Source organism: Dactylosporangium sp. NPDC049742 (assembly GCF_040674675.1).
Taxonomy (GTDB): Bacteria; Actinomycetota; Actinomycetes; order Mycobacteriales; family Micromonosporaceae; genus Dactylosporangium; species Dactylosporangium maewongense.
In genome coordinates this window covers 168,238-190,153 of the sequence record NZ_JBFANF010000015.1, presented here as the reverse complement: position 1 = coordinate 190,153, position 21,916 = coordinate 168,238, and the positions used below count along the sequence as shown (strand labels likewise).

Here is a 21,916-nt window from a genome sequence, read left to right as displayed (position 1 = left end):
GTCAGCCTCCGTTCCGGCGGGGGTCGCGGATGTCGTTGAAGCGCATGCCGGCCACGGTGGCGGCAAGGACGAGCAGCAGGATCGCCAGCGACGGGAACAGCGTCTGCCACCAGGCGATGGCGACCACGCCGCTGCGCTGGGCGTTGAGCAGGATCCGCCCCCACGACCACGAGTCGGGGTCACCGAGGCCGAGGAAGCTCAGCCCCGCCTCGGAGATGACCGCGCGGGACGCGGTCAGCAGCACGCTCACCACGATCAGCGGGACCACCGCGGGCAGGATCTCGCGGGTGACGATCCGCCAGCCGCTCGCGCCGAGCACCCGCGCGCCGTCGATGTAGGGCATCGCCGAGACGACCAGGCCTTGCGAGCGGATCAGCCGGGCCACCTCGGGCCAGGCGAAGACGCCGATGATCACGGTGAGCGTCCAGACGCTCGGGTTGACGATCGCGGCCAGCATGATCATCAGGGGGAGGGTCGGCAGCGCCAGCATCACGTCGGTGACGACCGTGCCGACGGCGTCGACCGGCCGGAAATGCGCCGAGGCGAGTCCGATCGCGGTGCCGAGCACGATCGCGATGAGTGAGGCGGCCACACCGATCATCAGGCTGGTCCGGGTGCCCCAGACCACCTGGGCGAAGATGTCCTGGCCGAGGTCGTCGGTGCCGAACCAGTGCGCGCCCGAGGGTCCGACGAGCACGTCATTGCCCGTACCGCCGGGCTCGTCGGCGATCAGCGGGGCGGCGAGCGCGACCACGACCATCACCGTCAGCACCGTCGCCGCGAGCAGCCCGGAGGGCTTGCGCAGGAAGGCGCGCCAGGCCGGCTTGGCGCTGGGGGCCGCTTCCGCCGCCGCCTCCGGCATGAGCGGCGCGCTCACAGCCGGATCCTCGGGTTGAGCACGGCGTAGAGCAGGTCGGTGAGCGTGTTGGCAACCACGACGGTGATAGCGAGCATGATGAACGCTCCTTGCAGGACGGGGTAGTCGCGTTGCCCGACGGCCTCGTAGATGAGCCGGCCGACCCCGGGGTAGGCGAACACGGTCTCGGTGAGCACGGCGCCGCCGACCAGCGTGCCGAGCTGGAGGCCCATCAGGGTCAGCGCGGGCAGGATCGCGTTGCGCAGGGCGTGCTTCCACAGCCGGCGGCGGCCGGAGAGGCCGCGGGCGCGGGCGGCGCGGATGTAGTCCTCGCCGAGGACGTCGACCAGGTTGGTGCGCAGCGTCAGCGCGTACGGGCCGAGTTGCACGAGGACCAGTGAGAGCACCGGCAGCACCAGGTGGTGCGCCAGGCTGAGATAGGCTGCGGCGCCCCGGGTGTCGGGGTCGATCGCCCCGCCGATCGGGAACCAGCCGAGCCGGGCGCCGACGAAGACCAGCAGCAGCATGGCCACGCTGGGCACGAAGAGCGCGTGCCCGCCGATGCCGAAGCCCTGCAGCACCTTGTCCGGCCAGCGGTCGCGATGGGCCGCCGCGAACACGCCGATCGGGATGCCGATGGCGATGGTCAGCACGAACGCCGTGCCGGCCAGCAGCAGTGTCCACGGCAGCCGGTCGAGGAGGATCTCGCTCACCGGCTGGATCTGCCGGAACGATATCCCGAAGTTGCCGTGCAGCAGCTCGCGAAGATACGCGACGTACTGCTCGAACAGCGGCCGGTCCAGGCCGTAGGTCTTGAGCAGGGCGGCCCGCATCTCAGGGGTCATGTCGCCCTCGACCATCAGGGTCGTGGGGTCCCCCGGGAGCAACCGGAGCAGGAAAAACGTCGCGGTGATCGCTATCCAGATCGTCAGTACGGCCTTCAGCGCCCGGTTGAGCACGAAGCGTGCCACGGGGGACCCCTCCTTTCCTGTGCTGGCGTCGGCCGGTCAGCCGACCGGCTTGACCTGGGCGAGCGAGTACGCGGTGACCATGCCGAGCAGGTCGGAGGGCGACGCGACGAAGCCCTGGAACTTGCTGGCGTTGTAGGCGAACTGGAAGTTCTCCACGTACAGCGGGGTCAGGTACGCCTGGTCGTGCACGACCTTGTCGATGTTCTTGATCTTCTCGACGAAGGTGGCGTGGTCGGTGGTGCCGGCGGCGTCGTTGATCAGCCGGTCCATCTCGTCCGACTTGAGCAGGTTGTAGTTGATCCCACCCGGGTTGCTGGACAGGTACGTGCTACGCAGCTGGTCCATCGGGTTGTCGAAGACGCCCCACTGCGACGCGTCGATGTCGTACTTGCCTTCCTTGGTGCGGCTCAGGAAGGTGTTGCGCTCAACGCACTCGTTCTTCAACTTGATGCCGGCCTGCTCGGCGCTCTCCCGGAACAGCTGCACCACCCGGGTCATGTTGGCGTTCGACTGGTCACAGGCGACGCCGAGCTCCAGCCCGTCGAAGAAGCCGTCGCCGTTGCCGTCCTTGTAGCCCGCCGCGGTGAGCTTGGCCTTCGCCCCCGCCGGGTCGAACGCGTACGGCTGGAGCTGGGTGTTGTCGTACTCGGCGAAGATCGGCGAGATGGGGCCGGCCATCTGCTGCGCGTCGCCCTGCAGCACCGAGGCGATGATGGCCTTGGTGTCGACCGCCATCGACAGCGCCTGCCGGACCTCCTGCTTGGCCAGGTCCTTGTTGTTCATGTTGTACGTCAGGTGGGCGAAGCCGAGCGCGCCGACCTTGGTCAGCTTGATCTTCGAGTCGCCCTGGAAGGTCTTGGCCGCGGACGTCGGCACCGGGGTGCCCATCAGGTCGATGTCGCCGTTGCGCAGCGCCAGCATCATCGTGTTGACGTCCGGGTAGATGCGGTACTCGACCTTGCTGACGGCCGCCTTGCCACCGGGCGCGAGCGGGTACTTGTCGTTGCGCTTCATCACGTACCGCTGGCTCTTGGTGGCGCTCTCCAGCACGAACGGCCCGGCGCCGACCCAGTTGGAGTCGTTGGGGAACTTCGACAGGTCGCCGGCGGACTCGAAGACGTGCTTGGGCACGACCGACATCCAGAAGCCGACACCCTCGGCGAACGGCGCGTACGCCTGCGAAAGGTGGAACTTCACCGTCGTCGCGTCCGGCGCCTCGATCGAGGTGACCCAGGTGAGCTTGGCGGCGACGTTGCCGAGCTTGTACTTCATGATCGACTCGGCGCTGAACTTGACGTCATCGGCGACCACCGGCTTGCCGTCGGTCCACACGAAGTCGTCGCGCAGCTTGAACACCGCGGTCTTGCCGCCGTCCTCGTAGGTGTACTCCTTCGCCAGCTCCGGCGCCTTCTTCGCGTTCTCGTCGATCCGCAGCAGGTGCGGGTACATCGCGTTGAGAATCCAGGAGTCGGTCTTGCTCAGCGACTGCAGCGGGTTGAAGTTGGAGACGTCGGTCGTGGTGCCGATCCGCAGCACCGCGTCGCCGCCGCTGCTGCCCTTCGACGAGTCGTTGTCCTCGTTGAGCCCGCAGCCGGACAGGGTCAGGGCGACCGCCGCGCCGAGCGCGACGGCGGCCTTGCTCAGGTTCCTCACCAAACCTCCTGAAGTACGCGAATGATGTTGCCGCCGATGACCTTGGCGATCTCGTCATCGGAGTAGTCGTGCTGGACCAGCCAGCCGACGATGTTGCTGAAGCACTCGGCCGGGTTCTCGAGCCCGGAGACGTACGCCACGCGCGGGTGGTCGACCGCGCCGTGCGCCCGGCCGATCGCCAGGTGCCCGACAAAGCTGTCGTGCAGGCCGACGTGGTCGCCGAAGTTGGTGTCCGGTCCGAACGCCACGTGGTCGATGCCGACCAGCTCGACGCAGTGGGTGAAGTGGTCCATCACCGACTCGATCGAGTGGTACGGGTGCTTCGCGGACAGGGTGGTGTGCGGGGCGGCCTCGATGCCGATCACGCCGCCGCGCTCGGCGCAGGCGCGGATCACGTCGTCCGGCTTCATCCGGGGCGTGTCCCAGACCGTGCGCGAGCCGGCGTGGGTGATGAAGACCGGCACCCGGCTCGCCTCGATCACGTCGAGGGACGTCTGGTCGCCGGAGTGCGAGATGTCGATGGCGATGCCGAGCTTGTTCATCCGGTCGACGGCGCGGCGGCCGAAGTGGGTGAGGCCGCCGTCGCGCTCCTCGGAGAGCCCGCTGCCGAGCATGTTGGCCTGGCTGTAGGCGATGCCCATCTGGCGGACGCCGAAGCCGTACAGGATGTCGATCCGGTCCAGCTCGTTCTCGATCATCGTGGCCGCCTCCAGCCCCGCCACCAGGGCGAGCCGGCCGTCGCGCTTGGCCGCGAAGATCTCGTCGAGGGTGGTCGCCACCACCACGTAGTCCTGCTTGGCGACATCGGCGAAGCGCAGCCCGATGTCATAGATGACGTCGTCCCACTTCCAGGCGTGCTCGCTGGTGACACAGCCGGTGCCGTTCATGAAGTTGTCAAAGACGGCGGTGAGGCCGGACCGCGCGAGCCCTTCGAACCCGAAGGCGTTGCGTCCGGTGCGGTTGTAGTCCCGCAGCTGCGTGACGTCGGCAGGAAGGATCTTGGGGTGCTCGTGCAGCGAGATCGCGGCGTGCTCGCTGAGCAGCCGGGCGACCCGTTCCCGCTGGCTGTCGGAGAGCCCGAGGTCGTGCTCGGGCACCCGGCCCAGCTGCGGGGCCAGTTCGAACACCTTGTAGTCGGTATGGGGGGCCAGGTAGTCGAACGACTTGTATCCCTCGTACCGGGCGGCGGGTTCCTGCACGCGTCCACCTCACGTCGGCATGGATTGAAGGCCGGAGGACAGAGGTCTGACCTCCGGCCACTGGCACTGTACGTGCGGCGGCACGCGCCGGGAAAGCTGTCGTGACCGGACTGTTACGTGTTACGGCAGGATTTCGGCGGTCTTCGGCGCTGGGAGGCCCGAGCCCCGGTTCGGCCCCCCGTTACCGAGCTGGCGCAGGCGCGGCAATACCATCGGTCACGGGAAAGGCGGAGGTGGCCGACTGAACGGATTGTTTCGGTAGGGTGGCCGCGTGAATTTGCGCATCGACCTTTTCGGCGGTTTCCGGGTGTACGTGGAAGGTCGGGCCATCGATCCGGGGATGTGGACCCAGCGGAAGCCCGCGGCCCTGGTCAAGATGCTTGCGCTGGCGCCGGGGCAGCGGTTGCGGCGGGAGCAGGTGACGGCGGCGCTGTGGCCGGAGTTCGAGCCGTCGGCGGCGGCCGCGAATTTGCGGAAGGTGTTGCATTCCGCCCGGCGGATTCTGCATTCCGTGGATGGCGCGGAATACATCGTTTCGGCGGGGGATCTGCTGTTTCTGCCGCCCGGTCGGCTTTCGGTCGACGTCGGCGACTACTGGTCGCTGGTGGCCGAGGCCCGGGCGAGCAGGAAGGTCGATGCGTACGCCGCCGCGATCGCCGTGTACCGGCAGGGGCTGCTGCCCGAGGATCTGTACGAGGAGTGGGCGGCGGCGCCGCGTGAGGAGCTGAACGCCGACTTCCTCGCCCTGGTCGGGGAGTACGCCGGGCTGTTGGAGGCCGGCGGTGACCTGGTCGAGGCGGCCCGCGCCGTGCAGCGGCTGGTGGCCGCCGACCAGCTCGGCGAGGCGAACCACGCGTGGCTGATGCGGCTGTACGCGTTGGCCGGGCGACGCGACGAGGCGCAGCGGCAGTACGCGCGGCTGTGCGAGGTGCTGCAGGAGGAGCTGGGGGTGCGACCGGCCGCGGAGACCCAGCGCCTCTACGAGGAGATCCGCGCCGAGCAGGTGAGCGAGCCGGCGCTGACCACCGACCTGTGGGAGCGCGTCGGCGACCTGCGGGTGCAGTCGGGGAACCCGTCCGCGGCGGTGCAGGCATACGCGCAGGCGCTGGCCGCGGCGCCGTCGGGTCGGGTGCACCGCAAGGCCGCGGGCGCGTGGCTGATGCAGCACCGGCCCGACGAGGCGGAGCCGCACCTGGCGGCCGCGGACGGGTTCGGTCCCGGCCCGGCCGAGCGGGGCCGCCTGAGCTGTCTGCGGGCCCAGCTGGCGTGGGAACGCGGCGACCTCGCGGCCGCCGGCCGGCACGCCGAGGAGGCGCACACGGCGGCGCTGGCGCACGGCGACGAGGACGACGTGGCCGCGGCGTTGGAGGCGCTGGCGTTCGTCTCGCACCTGCGTGGCGACTGGCGGCCCGGCCTGCAGCATCAGATCGAGCGGCTGACCGGTTCGGCGCTCGGCCAGCGGGTGGCCCGGTTCTGCGACTTCAACCACTGCCTCAGCCAGTACCAGCTGTACGGTGACGACTCGACCCGCGACGTGGACGAGTACGCCCGGGAGACGCTGGCGCTCGCCGAACGCCTGGACGCCGTGCCCGCGCAGGCGTTCGCCTGGTGCCTGCTCGGCGAGTCGCTGCTGCTGCGGGCGCGGTGGGACGAGGCCGCCGCCTGCCTGGAGCGCAGCTGCGACCTGTACGAGCCGCTCGGCAGCCGCACGGTCGCGCTGCCCTGGCTGCGCGCGCCGAGCTGGCGGCGTGTGTCGGGGAGCACGCCGAGGCGACCGTGTTCCTCAAGCGGGCGACGACGATCGCGACTGTGACCCCGATGGCCCGGCACGCGTGGGCGCGGCTGCACGCCACGGCCGCGTTCGCGGCGGTGGAGCGCGGCGAGCCCGAGGCGGCGGTCCGCTCGGTGCGTTCGGCGCGGTCCGCGGCGGCCAGGTACGGCGAGTGCCCGACCTGCAGCGCGCTGCTGAACCCGGTCGGCGCGCAGGCCCACGTCCAGGCGGGCGCGCCGGAGGGCGCGGCGGAGCTGGCCGCGGCGGCCGCCCGGTTCGCGCTCGGCTACATGGCGAAGATCAAGCCGGAGTTCGACAAGCGCGGCGTCAAGCTGATGGCGCTGTCCGTGGACCCCGTCGACCGGCACGCCCAGTGGGCCGCCGACATCGAGGAGACGCAGGGCACGGCACCCAACTACCCGATGATCGGGGACGCGGACTTCGTCGTGTCCAAGGCGTACGGGATGCTCGGCGCCGACGTCAGCGGTGACGCGGCCGACCGGACCGCCGCCCAGAACCAGACGGTCCGCGGGGTCTTCGTGATCGGCCCGGACAAGAAGATCAAACTGATCCTGCTGTACCCGATGACCACCGGACGCAACTTCGACGAGATCCTGCGGGTCATCGACTCGCTGCAGCTGACCGCCCGGCACGCGGTCGCCACGCCGGTGAACTGGCGACAGGGCGAGGACGTGGTGATCGCCGGCTCGGTCAGCAACGAGCGGGCCCGCGAGGTCTTCGGCGTCTGGAAAGAGCCGAAGCCGTACATCCGCATCGTCGCGCAGCCGGCCTGACGCCGTGCGCGTCCTGGTGCTGGGTGCCGGCTTCGGCGGGCTGGAGCTGACCACCCGGCTGTCCGAGGCGTTGGGCGACGCCGCCGAGATCACCCTGGTCGACAAGGCCGACGGGTTCGTCTTCGGGTTCTCCAAGCTCGACGTCATGTTCGGCCGCACCACCGCGGCGGCGGTGCGGCACCTGTACGCGGACCTGGTCAAGCCGGGTGTCCGCGTCGTACGGGCCGAGATCCGGTCCATCGACCCGGCGGGGCGGCGGGTCGAGACCGACGAGGGCACGTACGACGCGGACGTCCTGGTGGTCGCGCTCGGCGCCGACCTGGACCCGGGCGCGACTCCGGGCCTGGTCGAGGCCGGGCACGAGTTCTACACGGTCGACGGCGCGTTCGCGCTGCGCGAGGTCCTCGAACGGTTCGACGGCGGCCGGGTGCTCGTGGGGGTCACGTCGACCCCGTTCAAGTGTCCGCCGGCGCCGAGCGAGACCGCGCTCATGCTGCACGACCTGCTGTCCGCTCGCGGCATCCGGGACCGCTCGCGGGTCGACCTCGTGATGCCGCTGGGCGCGCCGATCCCGCCGTCGCCGGCCGCCTCCGCGGCGCTGCTGACGGCGTTCGCCGAGCGGGGCATCGGCTGGCACCCGAACCGGCTGGTGCGCGGGCTCGACCCGCGGCGCAGGGTGGCGCTGCTCGCCGACGAGCTGCCGTTCGACCTGTTCCTCGGGGTGCCCGTGCACCGGGCGCCGCAGGTGGTACTGGACTCCGGGATGTGCGTCGACGGCTGGATCCCGGTCGACTCGCTGACCCTGCGCACGCAGTATGAGGGTGTCTACGCGGTCGGCGACGTGACCAGCGTCGGCACGCCCAAGGCCGGGGTGTTCGCCGAGGGGCAGGCGGCGGTCGTCGCCGAGCAGATCATCGCGGCGCACCGCGGCGACGGTGCCGCGGCGACCTACGACGGCACCGGCATCTGCTTCGTCGAGTTCGGCGAGGAGCGCATCGGCCGCGTCCAGGTGACGTTCCGCCGGGGCGAGACGCCGTTCGGCACCTTCGACGACGCCTCCGACGTCTACCGGGCGGACAAGACCGAGTTCGGGTCGAGCCGGGTCCGGCGGTGGTTCGGCCGCACCTGGAGCTGAACCGCACCGGCGGCCGGCAGGCCGATGCGCACGACGAAACCGGAGTCGACGGGTTCGGCACGGATGTCGCCGCCAGTTCACCGGCCACCCGGAGAAGGTCGACTCGTCGCCGCGGTCCCACGACGAGGAGGGCTCAGCGCCGGCGCTGGGACCTCTCCGAGCGCCTGACGGGCGTGACGCTGACCAGCCCGACCGCGGCGAACCACACCATGACCGGCAGGTGCAGCGCATAGCCGACCTGCTCGAGCGCGACCGAGGGCCCCGCCGTCGTGCTGGTCCAGGGGATGACGACAGCGGCCAGTCCCGATGCCGCGGCGACGGCTCCGGTACTGCGGAACGCCCGCGACAGGCCACGGCTCAGCACGACGGTGGCGGCGACCCAGAGCAGCCCGGCGAGGTTGACCGTCCACTTCGCGACGAGCAGCACCGCCACGGCCGCCGCCGGCGCGGCGGTCAGCTGGGTGACCGCGAGGTTCCCGGCGTCGTGGAGCAGCCCGGCGAGCCCGGCCGCGGCCAGCAGGCCGGCCGCGGCCGCGGTGGACGGCCGGGCCATGGTGAGCGCGGCGGCCAGCAGCGCCAGCCAGCCGGCGACGTCAAGGGCGAGGGCGGCGAGGTGCAGCTCGGTCCGTTCGGCGACCGCGCCGAGCGTCGCGGGCAGGTCGGAGGGGTTCAGGGTCAGCCCGGCCGCTACGGCGACGACCGCCCCGGCGAGCAGCGCCCCGACCGACGACAGCAGCAGCAGGCCCGCGGGCCGTGCGATGGTGGTCATGGGCGGCGACGCTAGAACCTTGGTGCGGGGCGAAGGTCAAGCCGCGGAGGAGGGGCACCGTGTGGCGGATCGGGCAGCTCGCGCGCATGGCCGGCGTCTCCGGCGACACGCTGCGCCACTACGACCGGATCGGGCTGTTGCGGCCGGCGGCGGTGGACGCGGTGACCGGCTACCGGTGGTACGGGGTGGGCGAGCTGACCCGCCTCGAACGCGTCCGCGGCCTGCAGCGGCTCGGCCTGCCGCTGCGCCGCATCGCAGAGCTGCTCGACGCGCCCGACGCACAGGTGCGCGCGGCGCTCACCGACACCGTGGCCGAGCTGCGCCGGGACATCGCGGCGAAGACCGCGGCGGTGGCGGCCGCCGAGGACCGGCTCGCCGCCGCGACGCCGGTCCTGCCGCAGGTGGCCACAGTCGGTCCGCGCCGGCTGCGGGTCCGCCGGTTCCAGGTCGGCGACCCGGGCGAGCTCGGCCCGCTGTGTACCGGCGGGACGCTGCTCACGTGGCTGAGCGGCCCGCCGGGCGCCCCGTTCACGGCGGCCGTCGCCGACCGCGGCGGCGAGCCGCTGACGCTGCCGCCGCGGCGGGTGGTGCGGGCCGTCGTGCCGCCGGACTGGGGGGTGGTGCGCTCAGGACTGGACCTGTTCGACTGGATCCGGCGGCACCGGCTGGCGGTCGCCGGGCCGGCGGTCGAGGAGCACCTGACCGACGGCGACGGCACCACGGCCACCGTGCTGGAGATCCCGGTCGGCTAGGGAGTGTGTCGAAGTCGGGACCGTGGTTCGACCTGGCCTGACGCGATTGGGTGTGGGTCGGAGATCGACAATGGCCCCGGGTCTCCGTAGCAGACGAACGCGCCCCAGGTCACCGGTGGGGCTCCCGCATGGTGCATGTCGAGTTGGGCAAGGCGCAGCGCGTCGGTCGATAAATGGGGGCGCGTGTACCCGGATTCTGCTGGGTACACGCGCCCGCCACCCATCCGGTGCCGGAGCGTGCCGGGTCAGGACAGGCAGATCACGGTGCCGAGTGTCTGCCAGTCGTCGGTGGTGGTGCCGTTCTCGCGGGCGGTGGTGGTCACCTTCGACAGCCCGGAGTTGAACGAGAACCGGTCCAGCACCGCGTTCGTGAAGCCGTCACCGTTGCCGTCGTGGATCATGCCGCCCATCCCGATGCTGGTGAAACCCGGGTCGCACGCGGGTTCCACCGTCTTGTTCGTGGTGGAGTTCAGGGCGGTGCTGACGGGCGCGCTCAGCGCGATCGTCGAGGTGTCGGGCACGCCGCAGATGGCGATGGCGCTGAGGTTCCAGGGCGTCGTGTAGTTGAAGTCCTCCACCGCCTGCACCTCCACCCGGCTGAGGTTCGCGGTCGGCTCCATCTCCGCGATGAAGACCTCGCCGCCCGTGGGGCTCAGCTCGAAACCTCCGCTGAACACGACCTCGCCGGGGCAGGGCGCGTACGCCGACCGGGGCGAGATGTCGGTGCCGTCGACCACGGAGGGGACCGAGACCACGTGCAGGCCGTGGTTGCCCGGCGGGCCGCACACCGCCTGCGCCACGATGGTCCAATCGCCGGGAAAGTTGCCGTCCTCCTCGCCGTGCACCGTCACGAACTCCAGGCTTGCATCCGGGATGATCGCGCGGACGTACACCTGGCCCGCGCCGCCGGAGATCCGGGCACCACCGCCGTAGACGACGGTGTCGCCCGGGCACTCCGCCCGCGCCTCCTTGTTGTTCGAATCCGTGAGGCTCGGCGTCGAGACCAGTGTCGCGCCGACGAGCGATGCCTGCGCCGGCGCCGCGGCGCCGACCACCACCGTGGCCAGCGCGACGAGCAGTGCCGTCGTGCCGACCAGAATTCGACTCATGGGTTCCTCCTCGAAGGGCGGCCACCCCGTCGGCGACCGCTGCGTCGAATGCTCCGGTCGCGCCGTTAGCGGGCCGCTAGCCACGGCGTGCGAGTCGGGTAGCCGACCCCGGCTACCGGTGGCCGCGTTCCGTCCGTGTCTCAGCGGTGGACGGGAGGGACTGGAGGTGCCGATGTGATGCGATCGGACGCGGTGGCCGAGCTGGTGCACCCGCGGCTCGTCGACGGCCTGCCGAGGGGCATCGCCGGGGAGCTGGCGCGCACCGACCTCATCGAACGGCTGGCCGGCCGCTGGGAGGTGGCGGTGACCGCGGTGGTCGCCGGCGCGGGGTTCGGCAAGTCCACGACCCTCGCCCAGGCCGCGCGGCTGCACCTCGCGAACCCGCGCGGGGTGGAGGCATGGGTGACCTGCGAGCCGGGCGACGAGGACGCCAGGCGGCTGTCCAGGGCCATCTGCCGGGCATTCGCGGCAGGCGCCGGAGCGACCTGCCCGGTCCAGGCGGCGCTCGAGGCACTGCGGGCCCCGTCCCCGCTGCAGACCTGTCTCGTCCTCGACGATCTGCACGAACTGCCCGCCGGATCGTCCGGTCACCAGCTCGTCGCGGAGCTGGTGCGCCGTTTGCCCGCGGGGGCTCATCTGGTACTGGCGGGACGCAGCCTCCCGCCGCTGTCCCTGTCCCGGCTGCGGGCGGCCGACCGGCTGGCCGAGATCGGAGAGCCGGATCTGGGCTTCACCCCGGCGGAGCTGGCGGCGCTCGCCCGCCGGGCGGGTCGCGACCAGGCACACGTGGCCGGACTGGGTGGTTGGCCGGCCCTGACACGGCTCACCCTTGCCGCGCCGGTCGGGGTCGCCCGGGCGTACCTGTGGGACGAGGTGGTCTCACGGCTCGTCGCCGACGAGCGGACAGCACTGCTCGCCCTCGCCATGCTCGGGTCGACCGACGGCGCAACGCTGACGGCGCTGTGCGGCGCCCACGTCGATGTCGCCGCCCTCGCCGACCGGGTGCCCCTGGTGGACCTGGTCGCCGACGACGAGGCCCGGGCGCATCCACTGTGGACTGCCGCGCTGGCGCGGCTGCTGCCGACCGGCGAGGTCGCCGCGATGCGGGTGCGCGTCGGCGATCTCCTGCTGCGCCGCGGCGATCCGCTGCGGGCCGGCGCGCTCGCGGTCGGCGCCGGGGACCTGGAGCTGCTCGACCGCGCCGCGACGGCACTCGTCATGGCGACCCTCGCCACGTTTCCGTACGACACCGGTGCCCGATGGCTCGCGGCCGTACCGCAGGAACAGCGCCACCGGCCGGGACTGCTGCTGCTGGAGGCCGCCACCCGGCAGGCGCTGCGGGCCGACGACGCCGGAGTCGACCGGCTCGTGGACGCCGCGGGCGAGGCAGCCTGCCGGGCCGGCGACGGGTCGGCCGAGGCGGCGGCGCTCAGTCTCGCCGCGATCGCCGCGCACGCCCGGGGTGCTCAGGACCGGCTGTTCGCCGTCTACCAGCGCGCCGCGGCGCTCCCGGACGCGGGCCGGCATCCGGCGCTGCGGGTGCTCACCGGTGCCGTCCACGCGGCCGTCGCCGAGATGTGCGGTGACGTGGACGCCGGGCTGGCCGCCCTGGAACCGATCTGCGACGGTCCGGCCGCCGCGCAGCCGGGCAGCCCGGTGAGCCGGTTCCACGTCCACCTGTTGCTGCTCGCCGGGCGGGCCGACGAGGCGGCCGCGCTCGCGGAACTCCGCCTGTCCGGGTCGCCCTACGCCAACGTACGGCGGATGGTGTCGTTCGCGCGGTGGATGGCCGGCCGGCCGGCGGACATGCTCGGCCTGGTCGGGATGGACGGCGCGGCGGCTGTGGCGGCACCCGACGCCGACACGAATGCGCGCTTCCGCTTCAACTTCCTCACCTTCGGCGTCGTGGTCGCGGCGGCCCTCGGCCAGCGGGACGCCGTGGACCGGCTCTGGCGGCAGGCCGAGGCGGCCGCCGGCGGCGAGGAGGCCCGGGATGCCGCCGACCTGACCGTCGCGGCCATGGCGCGCGCCGTCGCCGACCACGACGAGCGTACGGCGGCTGCCGTCCTCGGGGACTTCCTCACCCTGCACCCGCTCACCGATCCGGTTGCCGCCGTCCGGCTGCGCCGGTTCCTTGCGTACAGCTACGTCCTGTCCGGTGAGGCGCGCCTGGTCTGGGAGACGCAGCCGCTCGGGCCTGCGCACGTGCGGGTGCGTGAGGTCGCCCGCCAGCTCGTCGCGGCGCGCGAGGACCGGTTGCGGGACACCGACCGGCTCGGCGGATCGGAGACGATCCTCACCGCGTTTCCGTTGCCGTGGTCGGTCGAGCTGGCGGTCCGGGCCGACGCGGCCGGCCTGCCGGGCGGCGCCGAGCTGATGCAGTGGCTCACCGACCGGCTCGGCGCGGTGGCGCGCGAGGAGCTGAAGATCCTCGCGCGCTCCGGCGGCCCGCTCGCCGCAGCCGCTGACCGGATGCTGCTGGTGGTGCCCGCGCTCCCCGCCGGCACCACCCGCGTCGAGGTGGTCGGGTCGCTCCGCGTCCTCGTGGACGGAAAGCCGGTGCAGCGGCCCGAACTGCGCCGGCGCCGGGTCCGCCAGTTGCTCGCGCTGCTCGCCGTGCACGGCCAGCTGCACCGCGGCCGCGTCATGGACCTGCTCTGGCCCGACCTCGATCCGCCGGCCGCGGCGCGCAACCTCCGGGTGACGCTCACCTACCTGCGCCGGGTTCTGGAACCGGAGCGGCGGTCCGGCGAACCCGGCTATCACCTGCGGGTGGACCGCGACACGGTGCGGCTGGCGGAGTCGGCGACGCTCGGGGTCGACCTCCACGACCTGCGAGCACACCTCGCGGCCGTACGGGCGGCAGCCGCCAACGGAGGGCTGGGCGCCGTCGACGCGCGGCTCGCCGCGATCGTCGCCCTCTGGCGCGGCGAGCCCCTCAGCGACCTGGCGGGCCTGCCGGATCCGGCCACGCTGGCCGGGTCGCTGGCCGCCGACCTGGCCGGCGCGGCGGTCATGCTGGGCGAGCGGCGCCTGGCCGAGGGCGACCCCGGGCAGGCGCGTCACCTCGCCGAGCGGGCACTCGCCGTCGACCCGTACGGCGAACGGGGGCTCCGGCTGCTGCTTGCCGCGGAACTGCAGCGCCGCGATCCGGCCGCGATCGACCGGGCGGTCCAGCGGGTCCGCGACGCGCTGGACGCGCTGGGCGCCGTGTGCGAGCCCGCCACCGCCATGGTCCTGCGCCAGGCGCGCCTCGCGTGCCGGTCCTGAGCGCCGGTGCCGAACGATCTGGAATCTGGGCGTGTTCTTGCCGGTCAATGGGCTTTCGCCGTCCTCGACCGCACCCCCGCCGAGGTGGCCGGAGCGGCGCGTCGTCTTGACAGCTCAGGGTGCCGCCGCGAAGACTGCTTTCACTAACTAATTAGTGAAAGCAGTCTGGAGTGATCGAGTTCCGCATCGACCGGCGCTCAGGTGTGGCGACATATCTGCAGCTGGTCCATCAGACCAGGCACGCGCTCCGGCTCGGGCTGCTGCAGCCCGGCGATCGTCTCCCGACGGCCAAGGAGGTCGTCGCGGCCACCGCGATCAACCCGAACACCGTGCTGAAGGCATACCGCGAGCTCGAACGCGAAGGGCTCGTCGAGCCGCGACCGGGGCTGGGCACGTTCGTGCGGCGCTCGCTCGCCAGCGCGGGCACCCAGGCCGACGGGCCGCTGCGCGGCGACCTCGACGGCTGGCTCCGGGCGGCGAAGGCCGCGGGGCTGGAGCGTGAGGACGTCGAGGCGCTGTTCAAGTCCGTGCTCGACACGCACTACTGACCACCGCACCACTGACCACCGCACTGCTGGTCGTCGACACATGAGGGAGCAGGCACATTGGGCACCGACACGGGTCACGTCGCATTGGTGGCGCGCGACCTCGGCAAGCGGTACCGCCGGGGCTGGGCGTTGCGCAACTGCACGTTCGAGCTGCCACTGGGCCGGGTCTCCGCGCTGGTCGGGCCCAACGGCGCCGGCAAGAGCACGCTGATGGCGCTGGCCACCGGCCTGCTGCGCCCCAGCGAGGGCGCCGTCGAGGTGCTCGGCAACACCCCGGGCACCGGCGGGACGGACTCCAAGCTGGCGTTCCTCGCGCAGGACAGGCCGCTGTACCGCAGGTTCACCGTCGACGAGATGCTGCACGCGGGCCGCGCGCTCAACCCGCGCTGGGACCACGCGTATGCGCACCGGCTCGTGCGGGACGCGGGCGTCAACCCGGTGGCACGGATCGGCACGCTGTCCGGCGGGCAGCGCACCCGGGTAGCCCTCGCGGTCGCCCTCGGCCGCCGCCCGCAGCTGCTCATGCTGGACGAGCCGCTCGCCGACCTCGACCCCCTCGCCCGCGAGGAGGTCATGCAGGCGGTGATGGCCGAGGTGGCCGAGACCGGCATGACCGTGCTGCTCTCCTCGCACGTGCTCGCCGACATGGAAGGCGTGTGCGACCACCTGATCCTCCTCGCCGGCGGCCAGGTCCACCTCGTCGGCGACGTCGAGGACCTGCTCGCCAACCACCGGGTGCTGATCGGCCGGCGCCGCGCCGAGGGCCATGGGCTGCCCGCCGGTGCGGTGATCGAGGCCCGTGCCACCGGCCGGCAGCAGACCCTCCTCGTCCGCGACGGCGGCTGGACCGCCACGACCGGCTGGGAACAGCTCGAACCGACCGTGGAAGAACTCGCGATGGCTTATCTGCGCTCCGCGTCACCGTCCCGCTCGTCCCGCAGCCCGGAGGTGGCGGTCGCATGACCTGGATCGCATGGCGGCAGCAGCGCATGCAGGTGCTGCTCAGCATCGCCCTCATCGCCGTGGTCACGGGCGTGCTCGTCTACTTCCGGTTCGACGCCGTCACGTACATGGCCGACCACGGGATCAGCGGCTGCGTCGACATCGACGACGGCCGGTGCGGCACCTCGGCGATGGACGCGTTCGCCGGGCGGTACAAGAGCTATGTGGCGGTCCTCCCGCTCGTGCTGCTGTGCCTGCCGGTCCTGCTCGGCATGTTCGCCGGCGCGCCGCTCTTCGCGCGGGAGCTCGAGCAGGGCACCCACATCTTCACGCTCACCCAGTCCGTCGGCCGGATCCGCTGGTGGTCGACGAAGCTGCTCATCGCGGCCGTGCCGGTCCTCGCCGGCACCGCGCTGCTCGGGCTCGTCGCCACCTGGAGCCTGCGCCCGTTGAGCTTCGTCGCCCACGGCCGCATGACCACGCCGGGCTTCGAGACGCAGGGCATCGTGGTCACCGCGTACACCCTGCTCGCGATCGCCGTCGGCGCCACCGCCGGCCTGCTCTGGCGCAACACGGTCGCCGCCATGGCGCTCACCATCGCCTGCTACCTGCTGCTGCTCATCGGTGTCGCCGCCGCGGCCAGACCCAACTACACCGACCCGGTCGAGCGCCGCGGCACGGTCGCCGAAGGCAACGCCATCGGCTCGCAGAGCGGCCGCAGCCTCGTTCCCGACGACGCGTGGCGCGTGGGCTCGGCCTACTACGACGCCGCCGGCACCGCCGTCGACTTCGATCCGTCCTCCTGCAAGAGCACCGACGGCACCATCGAAACCTGCCTCGGCCGCCAGCAGATCGCCACCGTCAGCGCCTCGTTCCACCCCGACGGCCAGTTCTGGCGTCTGCAGCTCACCGAGTCCCTCATCTTCCTCGTCGCCGCGACCGCCCTGCTCTCGCTCGGCGCCTGGGCGCTGCTCAAACGCCTGCTGTAGCGGCGCCGCACCGGACCGTCGCACCCGCCGGGCGGGATTCGGCCCGGCGGGCGACTGCCTGTCCCCGGGCGGGTTCGACGGCTGGGTCCGGTTCTAGCCCAGCTCCTCGAGCAGGTAGAACGCGGTGTCGCTGCGGTACTCGGCGAGGGCGGCCCGCAGCGCTGCCCGGTAGGCGTCCCGCTCGTCCTCGGTGCGCTGCGGTGCTCGGTACAGCGGGAACAACGCCTGCAGGGCCATGTCTCTGCCGTCGTGGCCCACCTCGGGCGCGAGGGCCATCAGCTGCGCCCACGCGCCGGGCACGCGGCCGGCGCAGCGCGTGATCGGGTGGCTGAAGTCGTCGTAGTGGAACCGTCCGGGCTGCGCGCCGACCCGCACGAGCGCCTCCAGGGCCTCGGGCGTGACGCTGTCCATCCGCTCGAGGTACCACGCGGCCTGCACGGCCCGGCCGTCGTCGGGCCCGTGCAGGTCGGCGAGCACCGCCGCGAGGATCTCGGGATCCGGCCGCAGCCCGGCGCAGACCACGCACCCGCACCGTGCCCGCGCGGTGCCGGCGCGGGCGGCCTCCTCCTCGGTCAGCTCGTCGAGCGGCAGCAGGAGGTCGTCGCCCCGCAGCCCGTCGTCGTCCACGAGCCACAGCCGGTCGCGCAGGACCACGAACCGCTCGTCGCCCGCCGTCGCTTCGGGCCGCGGCCCGGTGATGGTGACCCCGTGCCGCCCGGCGACGTACCCGACCCGCTTCCAGTCGACGGCGGCGGCGACGGCGCACCAGTGCGCCCAGGCGAGCATCGAGCGCGGGCAGGTGCCGGCGGGGTTGGGAAACCACCAGTACATCCGCCGGTCTCCGGCCCGATGCGGCTCCGCGGCCGGTTCGAGCCCGTCGAGGTAGTGGTCCAGCTCGTCGTACGCCTTGCCGCCGAGCACATGGAACCACTGCGCGAACGTCCGCAGCTCCTCCCACACCGCCACGCGCGCCGTGTCGACGTCACCGTCGCCGTCAATGCTGATCGAGAACCCAGTGCCACCCATGCGCGCGGACGTTACCAACCGCGCGCCACCCGCTCGGCCCGTCAGCGACGGGTCGCCGAATACGCCAGGTAGACCGACCGGTAGGCGTGGTACAGCGGGCTCACCGGCAGTTCCCAGGTGCCGAGGTAGTACCGGTAGTCGCCGCCGAACGACAGTTTGAACCTGGTCAGTCCGGCCCACGGGTGTTCCGGCTCGTCGGGCGGCGCCACGCCCAGCGAGTCGAAGATCTTCTGCCCGCGATCCTGTGCGTCCAGGACCATCGTGGCGCGCATGATGGCGCCCGGGTGGACGTGCCGGTGGGCGTGCATGCTCCCGGAGTGTGCGACGTGGCGGGTGGTCGGGCTGTCGAAGACGATCGCCGCGGAGACCGGCTCGCCGTGGTGCCGGGCGATGTACAGGGTGGCCGCGTCGCGGGGCAGCAGCACCTGCGCCATGGTCCGGTAGTAGTCGTCCGGGTGCTGAACGATGCGGTTGTGGACGGCCACCTCGTGGACCACCATCAGCAGACCCTCCACATCGCCGGGATCATGGCTTGCCTCGATGCGCACACCCGCCTTGGCGGCATTGCGGTACCGCTGCCGGTTGTTCTTGGACATCTCCTTGAGAATCTGGTCGCGCGGCTTGGTCAGGTCCTGCAGCCACACCAGCGAGGGCTGGATCTCCTTCAGCGCCGGCCGATGTTTGAGCTGCTTCAGGTCGGCCTTCGTCACCGGCGCCCACGGCTCCATCCGTACGAAGATGGCACCCTGGTCCTGGGCCAGCGCCTTCAGCTCCTCGATCGCCTGCTGGTAGCTCACCATGCTTTCGGCGACCGGACCGTACGGGCAGTAGAGGCGGGTCGCCTTGTTGGAGCGCTCCAGAATGGCGAAGCACTGCCAGCCGGGTCCCCGGCCGAAGAACAGTTTCCGGCCGAGCTGCTGGTTGAACGCGCCCCAGTGGGTGCTCTGCAGGAAGTGCCCGCCGCGGGCGAACAGGTCGTCGTCCCACGACTTGCCAGGCACCTCGTCGGACCACGCGATGGGGGAATGCTGTGACATGCGGGGGTCACCTTTCGGAGGGGGAGAGCAGCTGAGCCGGGACAAGCGCCGCGCTGGAGGGGGCGGCCACCTCCGCAGGCCGACCCGCTGCCCCGGGGCGCGGCTCGCTGAGGTCGGCCGCGCCGGCCCGGTCGATCGCGCTGAGGCACATCAGAAGTCCGCACATGAGCTTCCTCATTCGTCGCGCGCCGCTCCGGCGCCGCATGCGCCCCGGTGGCGGAACGGTAGGGAGGCGGTCGTGCGGATCCGATGAAGAAGCCGCGCGGAAGCCGCGAACGGCCGGGATCGGATCGAAACCCAACGCGGGCTTCACAGGTTGCTCATGATCGGCCCGGTGGCGGCGCTGACCATGGGTGCGCGAACCGCGGATCCTGGTCGCCGAGCACGACCGAAGCAGGCCGGACTTCGACGCCGGCGACTGCCTTGCTTTGACCTAGCAGCCTAGGATGCCGTGGTTGAAAGTGATGGCCATCTCAGCGTGTTGACCGGACTCAAAACCTGTCCGCCTCACCCCGACATCGTCAGGATGAGGCGGACGGCAGGACGTTCAGCGTCACGGTGACCGGTGCACCGGGTAGGGCGTGCCGGTCCGCACGGCCGGGCGTTTACAGGTACTGGCCGCTGAGGACCGGCTCGCGTTCGACCGTCATGTCGAAGCCGTCACGCAGTGCGTACAGCTGGGCGAGGGTCGCGCCGTCGGCTGGGATGCCGGCCGACGTGCCCAACCAGCCCGCCGCCTCGCCGAACGGCAACGCGGGCACCTCGATCCGGGCCAGGCAGCGGCCCGGCCGGACGACAGCCGGGTGCAGCCGGGCGAGATCCTCGTTGGTGGTGATCGCCACCAGAACCTTACGACCTTGGCCGAGCAGACCGTCGGTCAGGTTGAGCAGCCGGGACAGCGCCTGCCCGGTGTGCTGCTTGGCCTCGCCGCGGATCAGTTCGTCGCAGTCTTCGAGCAGGAGCAGCCGCCACTTCTCGTGCTTCTTGTCCGGGCACGAACAGTCGCCGGCCCGGTTGAGCGCGACCTCCATCAGGTAGGCCGGGCTGCTGAACAGCGAGTCCGGGTCGAGCACGCAGTCGAACTGGCACCAGTCCTGCCACTCGTGGGCCAGCGCGCGCAGCACCGTGGTCTTGCCCGTGCCCGGTGGCCCGTGCAGCAGCAGGAGCCGGCCGCGCACCGAGGTGCGGTCGACCCCGACCAGCCGGTCGAACTGCGTCGCGGCGCTGCGGGCATAGTTGTTCCGGATGTCGGACCACGGACCGGCGGTGATGGGCCGCGGGTTGCGTTGCGGGCCGTTCGCCGAGGCGTACCAGAAGCCCATCGAGACGGCCTTCTCCAGCGGTGGCGGCTCTTCGGTCATCCCGGCGACCGCCGACGCGATGATCTCGTCGCCGAGCTCCGCGCTGGTCGCGGTGACCGACACCGTGGCGGTCTTGTTGCGCGGCCAGTGCACCGCGCGCAGGGTCCAGCCGTCGCCGGTGGCCAGGCTGGCGCGCTCGGTCTCGTTGACGGCCGTGCGCAGCACCAGCACATCTGGCGGGAGGAGGGTCGCATCGTCGCGGACGTTGTTGAGGTCTTTGGTGGCCGCGTGCGGCTGGGCGCCGGTGACGAACGAGGTCAGCGCGAGGGCGTCGATGACGTCGCGCGGGGAGTCGGCGTCGTCGACCGTGACGACGATGGGCAGCAGCGCCTCCGGCGCGGTGCCGGGGGCGCCGAGCTGCAGCGGGAACTGCCGTGGAGTACGCACGGATCAATGATCGCCGCTGAAGTTGTTGCGGTACACCGATTTTCCAGGACCTGGCCGGCCGCGGCGGCGCCGCCGCCGAGCACCTGGATGGCGACTTCGTCGATCCGGCGGCGGCGGTCGGGCACGCGGATGAGACGGGCGGGTCACCACTGCCAGCGGAAGCCGGCGGCGGAGCGTTCGAGGAGGCGGAGGAAGCGGTGCACGCTGTGTTCGGTGTCCAGGGCGACTGGCTCCTCGTGCACGAGGCGGCCGGCGCTGTAGTCGTCCCAGACCGCCCACCAGACGCGGGACGGCAAGCGGTGCGGGTGGAACGTGACGCGGATGTCGACGTTGTCGGTCTGGTTGTGGGCGAACCGGCGGAACTCGGTCGGCGGGAGGCGCTCGGGGAAACGGGTGTCGTAGCGCAGTGAGGTGACCTGCCCGGGATTCAGTGGCGTCGTCAGCCTGATCTCCAGGGCGTCGAGTTCGGTGCCGAACGGGAAGCGGCTTTCGATGGTGCCGCCGTGGCGGACGGTGACGTCGGCGCTGCGGATGTGCGGCACGTACACGTATCGGTCGACGACAGTGTCCAATGCGGTGATCGCATGAACGGTGGTGTGCACGGCGCGGCGGCCGTCGGCGTCGAGTTGATGATGTTCGAACACGGCGATGGTGCGGTGCAACTGCTCGACGACAAGGGGGACAGGACGGGCGAGTGAGCCGGTGACGGTCGTCGCGTGGGTGCCGCTGTAGGCGGCCCAGAGCTGGTCGGCGTGATGGGAGCGGATGCCGAACGCGTCGATGAACCACTGCAGCGTCTCGGGTGTGAGCACCGTCCCGCGCAGCGCCCTGGCGACCTTGTCCTTCAGCTCCCGGGGCAGTGTCGTGCGGCTTTCCTGCTGCTCACCGCTGTCCCAGAGCTGCTCGGCGATGACGCGCGACACCGCGGCCAGGTTCAGATCCGTCGATGTGGTGCGTGCCGCCCTGCGCATCCACAGATCCCGGTAGCGGGGTTCGGTGCGCAGCAGGTCGGCGAGGAGCCGGGCGGCCGCCGCGACCCTGGCCGTGCCGGCGCCTCCCTGCGTCATACCTGCAGCATCGACCAGACGCATGGGCGGCGACAATGCGAATCGCCGACGACGAACCGATGGTTTCGCGGTTGCCGGGAACGGCTGATCCGGGGCGGTGCGCGCAGGTGTCGGCGTGGGGCCGACCGGCCGGGCGTTGTGACCCGAAAGCTGATTACGCACCGCAAGCGCACCGATACGTTGACGCCGCAACGGTGCGTGTCCGCAGAGTCACCTGCGTCATTGCTGCGACGTACCCGCGCTCTACTGACCTCGAACCGGTCCACGTGTTGAGAGGTGT

Annotated in this window: 18 protein-coding genes; 8 read left to right on the top strand and 10 right to left on the bottom strand. The window is 71.8% G+C overall.

What is annotated here, in order from left to right; translation table 11 throughout:
• Position 1 precedes the first annotated feature (1 nt).
• From AB0J72_RS20960 to AB0J72_RS20945, 4 genes are read right to left on the bottom strand one after another with little or no spacing between them, the layout of a single operon-like run.
• Entirely contained in the window at positions 2-877 is an 876-nt protein-coding gene (locus AB0J72_RS20960; RefSeq protein WP_363401073.1) for an ABC transporter permease, read from the bottom strand.
• A complete protein-coding gene (locus AB0J72_RS20955; RefSeq protein WP_360571684.1) occupies positions 874-1,827 on the bottom strand; it encodes an ABC transporter permease in 954 nt (317 codons plus the stop codon). Before AB0J72_RS20955 ends, AB0J72_RS20960 begins: the two co-directional genes overlap by 4 nt.
• A 36-nt stretch (positions 1,828-1,863) precedes the next feature.
• Positions 1,864-3,480, bottom strand: a complete 1,617-nt coding sequence (locus tag AB0J72_RS20950) for an ABC transporter substrate-binding protein (RefSeq protein ID WP_363401070.1) — start codon at positions 3,478-3,480, stop codon at positions 1,864-1,866.
• Entirely contained in the window at positions 3,477-4,679 is a 1,203-nt protein-coding gene (locus AB0J72_RS20945) for a membrane dipeptidase (RefSeq protein ID WP_363401068.1), read from the bottom strand. Before AB0J72_RS20945 ends, AB0J72_RS20950 begins: the two co-directional genes overlap by 4 nt.
• Positions 4,680-4,950: 271 nt before the next feature.
• Here AB0J72_RS20945 and AB0J72_RS20940 point away from each other — a divergent pair, with 271 nt between their 5' ends.
• From AB0J72_RS20940 to AB0J72_RS20930, 3 genes are read left to right on the top strand one after another with little or no spacing between them, the layout of a single operon-like run.
• On the top strand, positions 4,951-6,492 hold the full coding sequence (locus tag AB0J72_RS20940) for a BTAD domain-containing putative transcriptional regulator (RefSeq protein WP_363401066.1): 1,542 nt from the start codon (positions 4,951-4,953) through the stop codon (positions 6,490-6,492).
• 5 nt (positions 6,493-6,497) lie between these two features.
• The gene (locus AB0J72_RS20935) at positions 6,498-7,244 is read left to right on the top strand and encodes a redoxin domain-containing protein (protein ID WP_363401103.1); all 747 of its coding nucleotides are present in this window, start codon (positions 6,498-6,500) and stop codon (positions 7,242-7,244) included.
• A gap of 4 nt (positions 7,245-7,248) precedes the next feature.
• Positions 7,249-8,379 (top strand): FAD/NAD(P)-binding oxidoreductase, encoded by a 1,131-nt coding sequence (locus AB0J72_RS20930; RefSeq protein WP_363401064.1) that lies wholly within the window; start codon positions 7,249-7,251, stop codon positions 8,377-8,379.
• A 133-nt stretch (positions 8,380-8,512) separates the two neighbouring features.
• Here the strand turns inward: AB0J72_RS20930 and AB0J72_RS20925 are convergent, their stop codons facing one another.
• Complete coding sequence (locus AB0J72_RS20925; protein WP_363401062.1) at positions 8,513-9,148, bottom strand: hypothetical protein; 636 nt, start codon at positions 9,146-9,148, stop codon at positions 8,513-8,515.
• A gap of 59 nt (positions 9,149-9,207) precedes the next feature.
• Between AB0J72_RS20925 and AB0J72_RS20920 the strand changes: the two genes are divergently transcribed.
• A complete protein-coding gene (locus AB0J72_RS20920) occupies positions 9,208-9,900 on the top strand; it encodes a MerR family transcriptional regulator (protein WP_363401060.1) in 693 nt (230 codons plus the stop codon).
• Positions 9,901-10,145: 245 nt separating this feature from the next.
• Here AB0J72_RS20920 and AB0J72_RS20915 read toward each other — a convergent pair whose 3' ends face one another.
• The gene (locus AB0J72_RS20915) at positions 10,146-11,009 is read right to left on the bottom strand and encodes a hypothetical protein (protein ID WP_363401058.1); all 864 of its coding nucleotides are present in this window, start codon (positions 11,007-11,009) and stop codon (positions 10,146-10,148) included.
• Between the two features lie 177 nt (positions 11,010-11,186).
• On the opposite strand from AB0J72_RS20915, the gene AB0J72_RS20910 reads away from it, so the two are divergent.
• The 4 genes from AB0J72_RS20910 (at position 11,187) to AB0J72_RS20895 (ending at position 16,758) form a co-directional block, all read left to right on the top strand.
• Positions 11,187-14,279, top strand: coding sequence for a hypothetical protein (locus AB0J72_RS20910; protein ID WP_363401056.1), 3,093 nt, complete (start codon positions 11,187-11,189; stop codon positions 14,277-14,279).
• A gap of 170 nt (positions 14,280-14,449) precedes the next feature.
• The gene (locus tag AB0J72_RS20905) at positions 14,450-14,827 is read left to right on the top strand and encodes a GntR family transcriptional regulator (protein WP_344508800.1); all 378 of its coding nucleotides are present in this window, start codon (positions 14,450-14,452) and stop codon (positions 14,825-14,827) included.
• 57 nt (positions 14,828-14,884) lie between these two features.
• Positions 14,885-15,790: an ABC transporter ATP-binding protein gene (locus tag AB0J72_RS20900; protein ID WP_363401053.1), complete on the top strand. Its 906-nt coding sequence runs from the start codon at positions 14,885-14,887 to the stop codon at positions 15,788-15,790.
• The gene (locus AB0J72_RS20895; RefSeq protein ID WP_363401051.1) at positions 15,787-16,758 is read left to right on the top strand and encodes a hypothetical protein; all 972 of its coding nucleotides are present in this window, start codon (positions 15,787-15,789) and stop codon (positions 16,756-16,758) included. The genes AB0J72_RS20900 and AB0J72_RS20895 overlap by 4 nt, the downstream gene beginning before the upstream one ends.
• Positions 16,759-16,851: 93 nt before the next feature.
• Here AB0J72_RS20895 and AB0J72_RS20890 read toward each other — a convergent pair whose 3' ends face one another.
• The 4 genes from AB0J72_RS20890 to AB0J72_RS20875 form a co-directional block, all read right to left on the bottom strand.
• A complete protein-coding gene (locus AB0J72_RS20890; protein WP_363401049.1) occupies positions 16,852-17,784 on the bottom strand; it encodes a hypothetical protein in 933 nt (310 codons plus the stop codon).
• 41 nt (positions 17,785-17,825) lie between these two features.
• Complete coding sequence (locus tag AB0J72_RS20885; protein ID WP_363401047.1) at positions 17,826-18,821, bottom strand: peptidoglycan bridge formation glycyltransferase FemA/FemB family protein; 996 nt, start codon at positions 18,819-18,821, stop codon at positions 17,826-17,828.
• A 605-nt stretch (positions 18,822-19,426) separates the two neighbouring features.
• Positions 19,427-20,569 (bottom strand): DUF5925 domain-containing protein, encoded by a 1,143-nt coding sequence (locus AB0J72_RS20880; RefSeq protein ID WP_363401045.1) that lies wholly within the window; start codon positions 20,567-20,569, stop codon positions 19,427-19,429.
• 143 nt (positions 20,570-20,712) lie between these two features.
• On the bottom strand, positions 20,713-21,828 hold the full coding sequence (locus AB0J72_RS20875; protein ID WP_363401043.1) for a hypothetical protein: 1,116 nt from the start codon (positions 21,826-21,828) through the stop codon (positions 20,713-20,715).
• Positions 21,829-21,916 lie beyond the last annotated feature (88 nt).

What these genes read in the sequence shown, in the direction of transcription:
- AB0J72_RS20925 (WP_363401062.1), bottom strand. Translation starts at nt 9,148, where the DNA reads ATGACCACCATCGCACGGCCCGCGGGCCTGCTGCTGCTGTCGTCGGTC.
- AB0J72_RS20885 (WP_363401047.1), bottom strand. Translation starts at nt 18,821, where the DNA reads ATGTCACAGCATTCCCCCATCGCGTGGTCCGACGAGGTGCCTGGCAAG.
- AB0J72_RS20890 (WP_363401049.1), bottom strand. Translation starts at nt 17,784, where the DNA reads ATGGGTGGCACTGGGTTCTCGATCAGCATTGACGGCGACGGTGACGTC.
- AB0J72_RS20915 (WP_363401058.1), bottom strand. Translation starts at nt 11,009, where the DNA reads ATGAGTCGAATTCTGGTCGGCACGACGGCACTGCTCGTCGCGCTGGCC.
- AB0J72_RS20935 (WP_363401103.1), top strand. Translation starts at nt 6,498, where the DNA reads ATGGCCCGGCACGCGTGGGCGCGGCTGCACGCCACGGCCGCGTTCGCG.
- AB0J72_RS20895 (WP_363401051.1), top strand. Translation starts at nt 15,787, where the DNA reads ATGACCTGGATCGCATGGCGGCAGCAGCGCATGCAGGTGCTGCTCAGC.
- AB0J72_RS20910 (WP_363401056.1), top strand. Translation starts at nt 11,187, where the DNA reads ATGCGATCGGACGCGGTGGCCGAGCTGGTGCACCCGCGGCTCGTCGAC.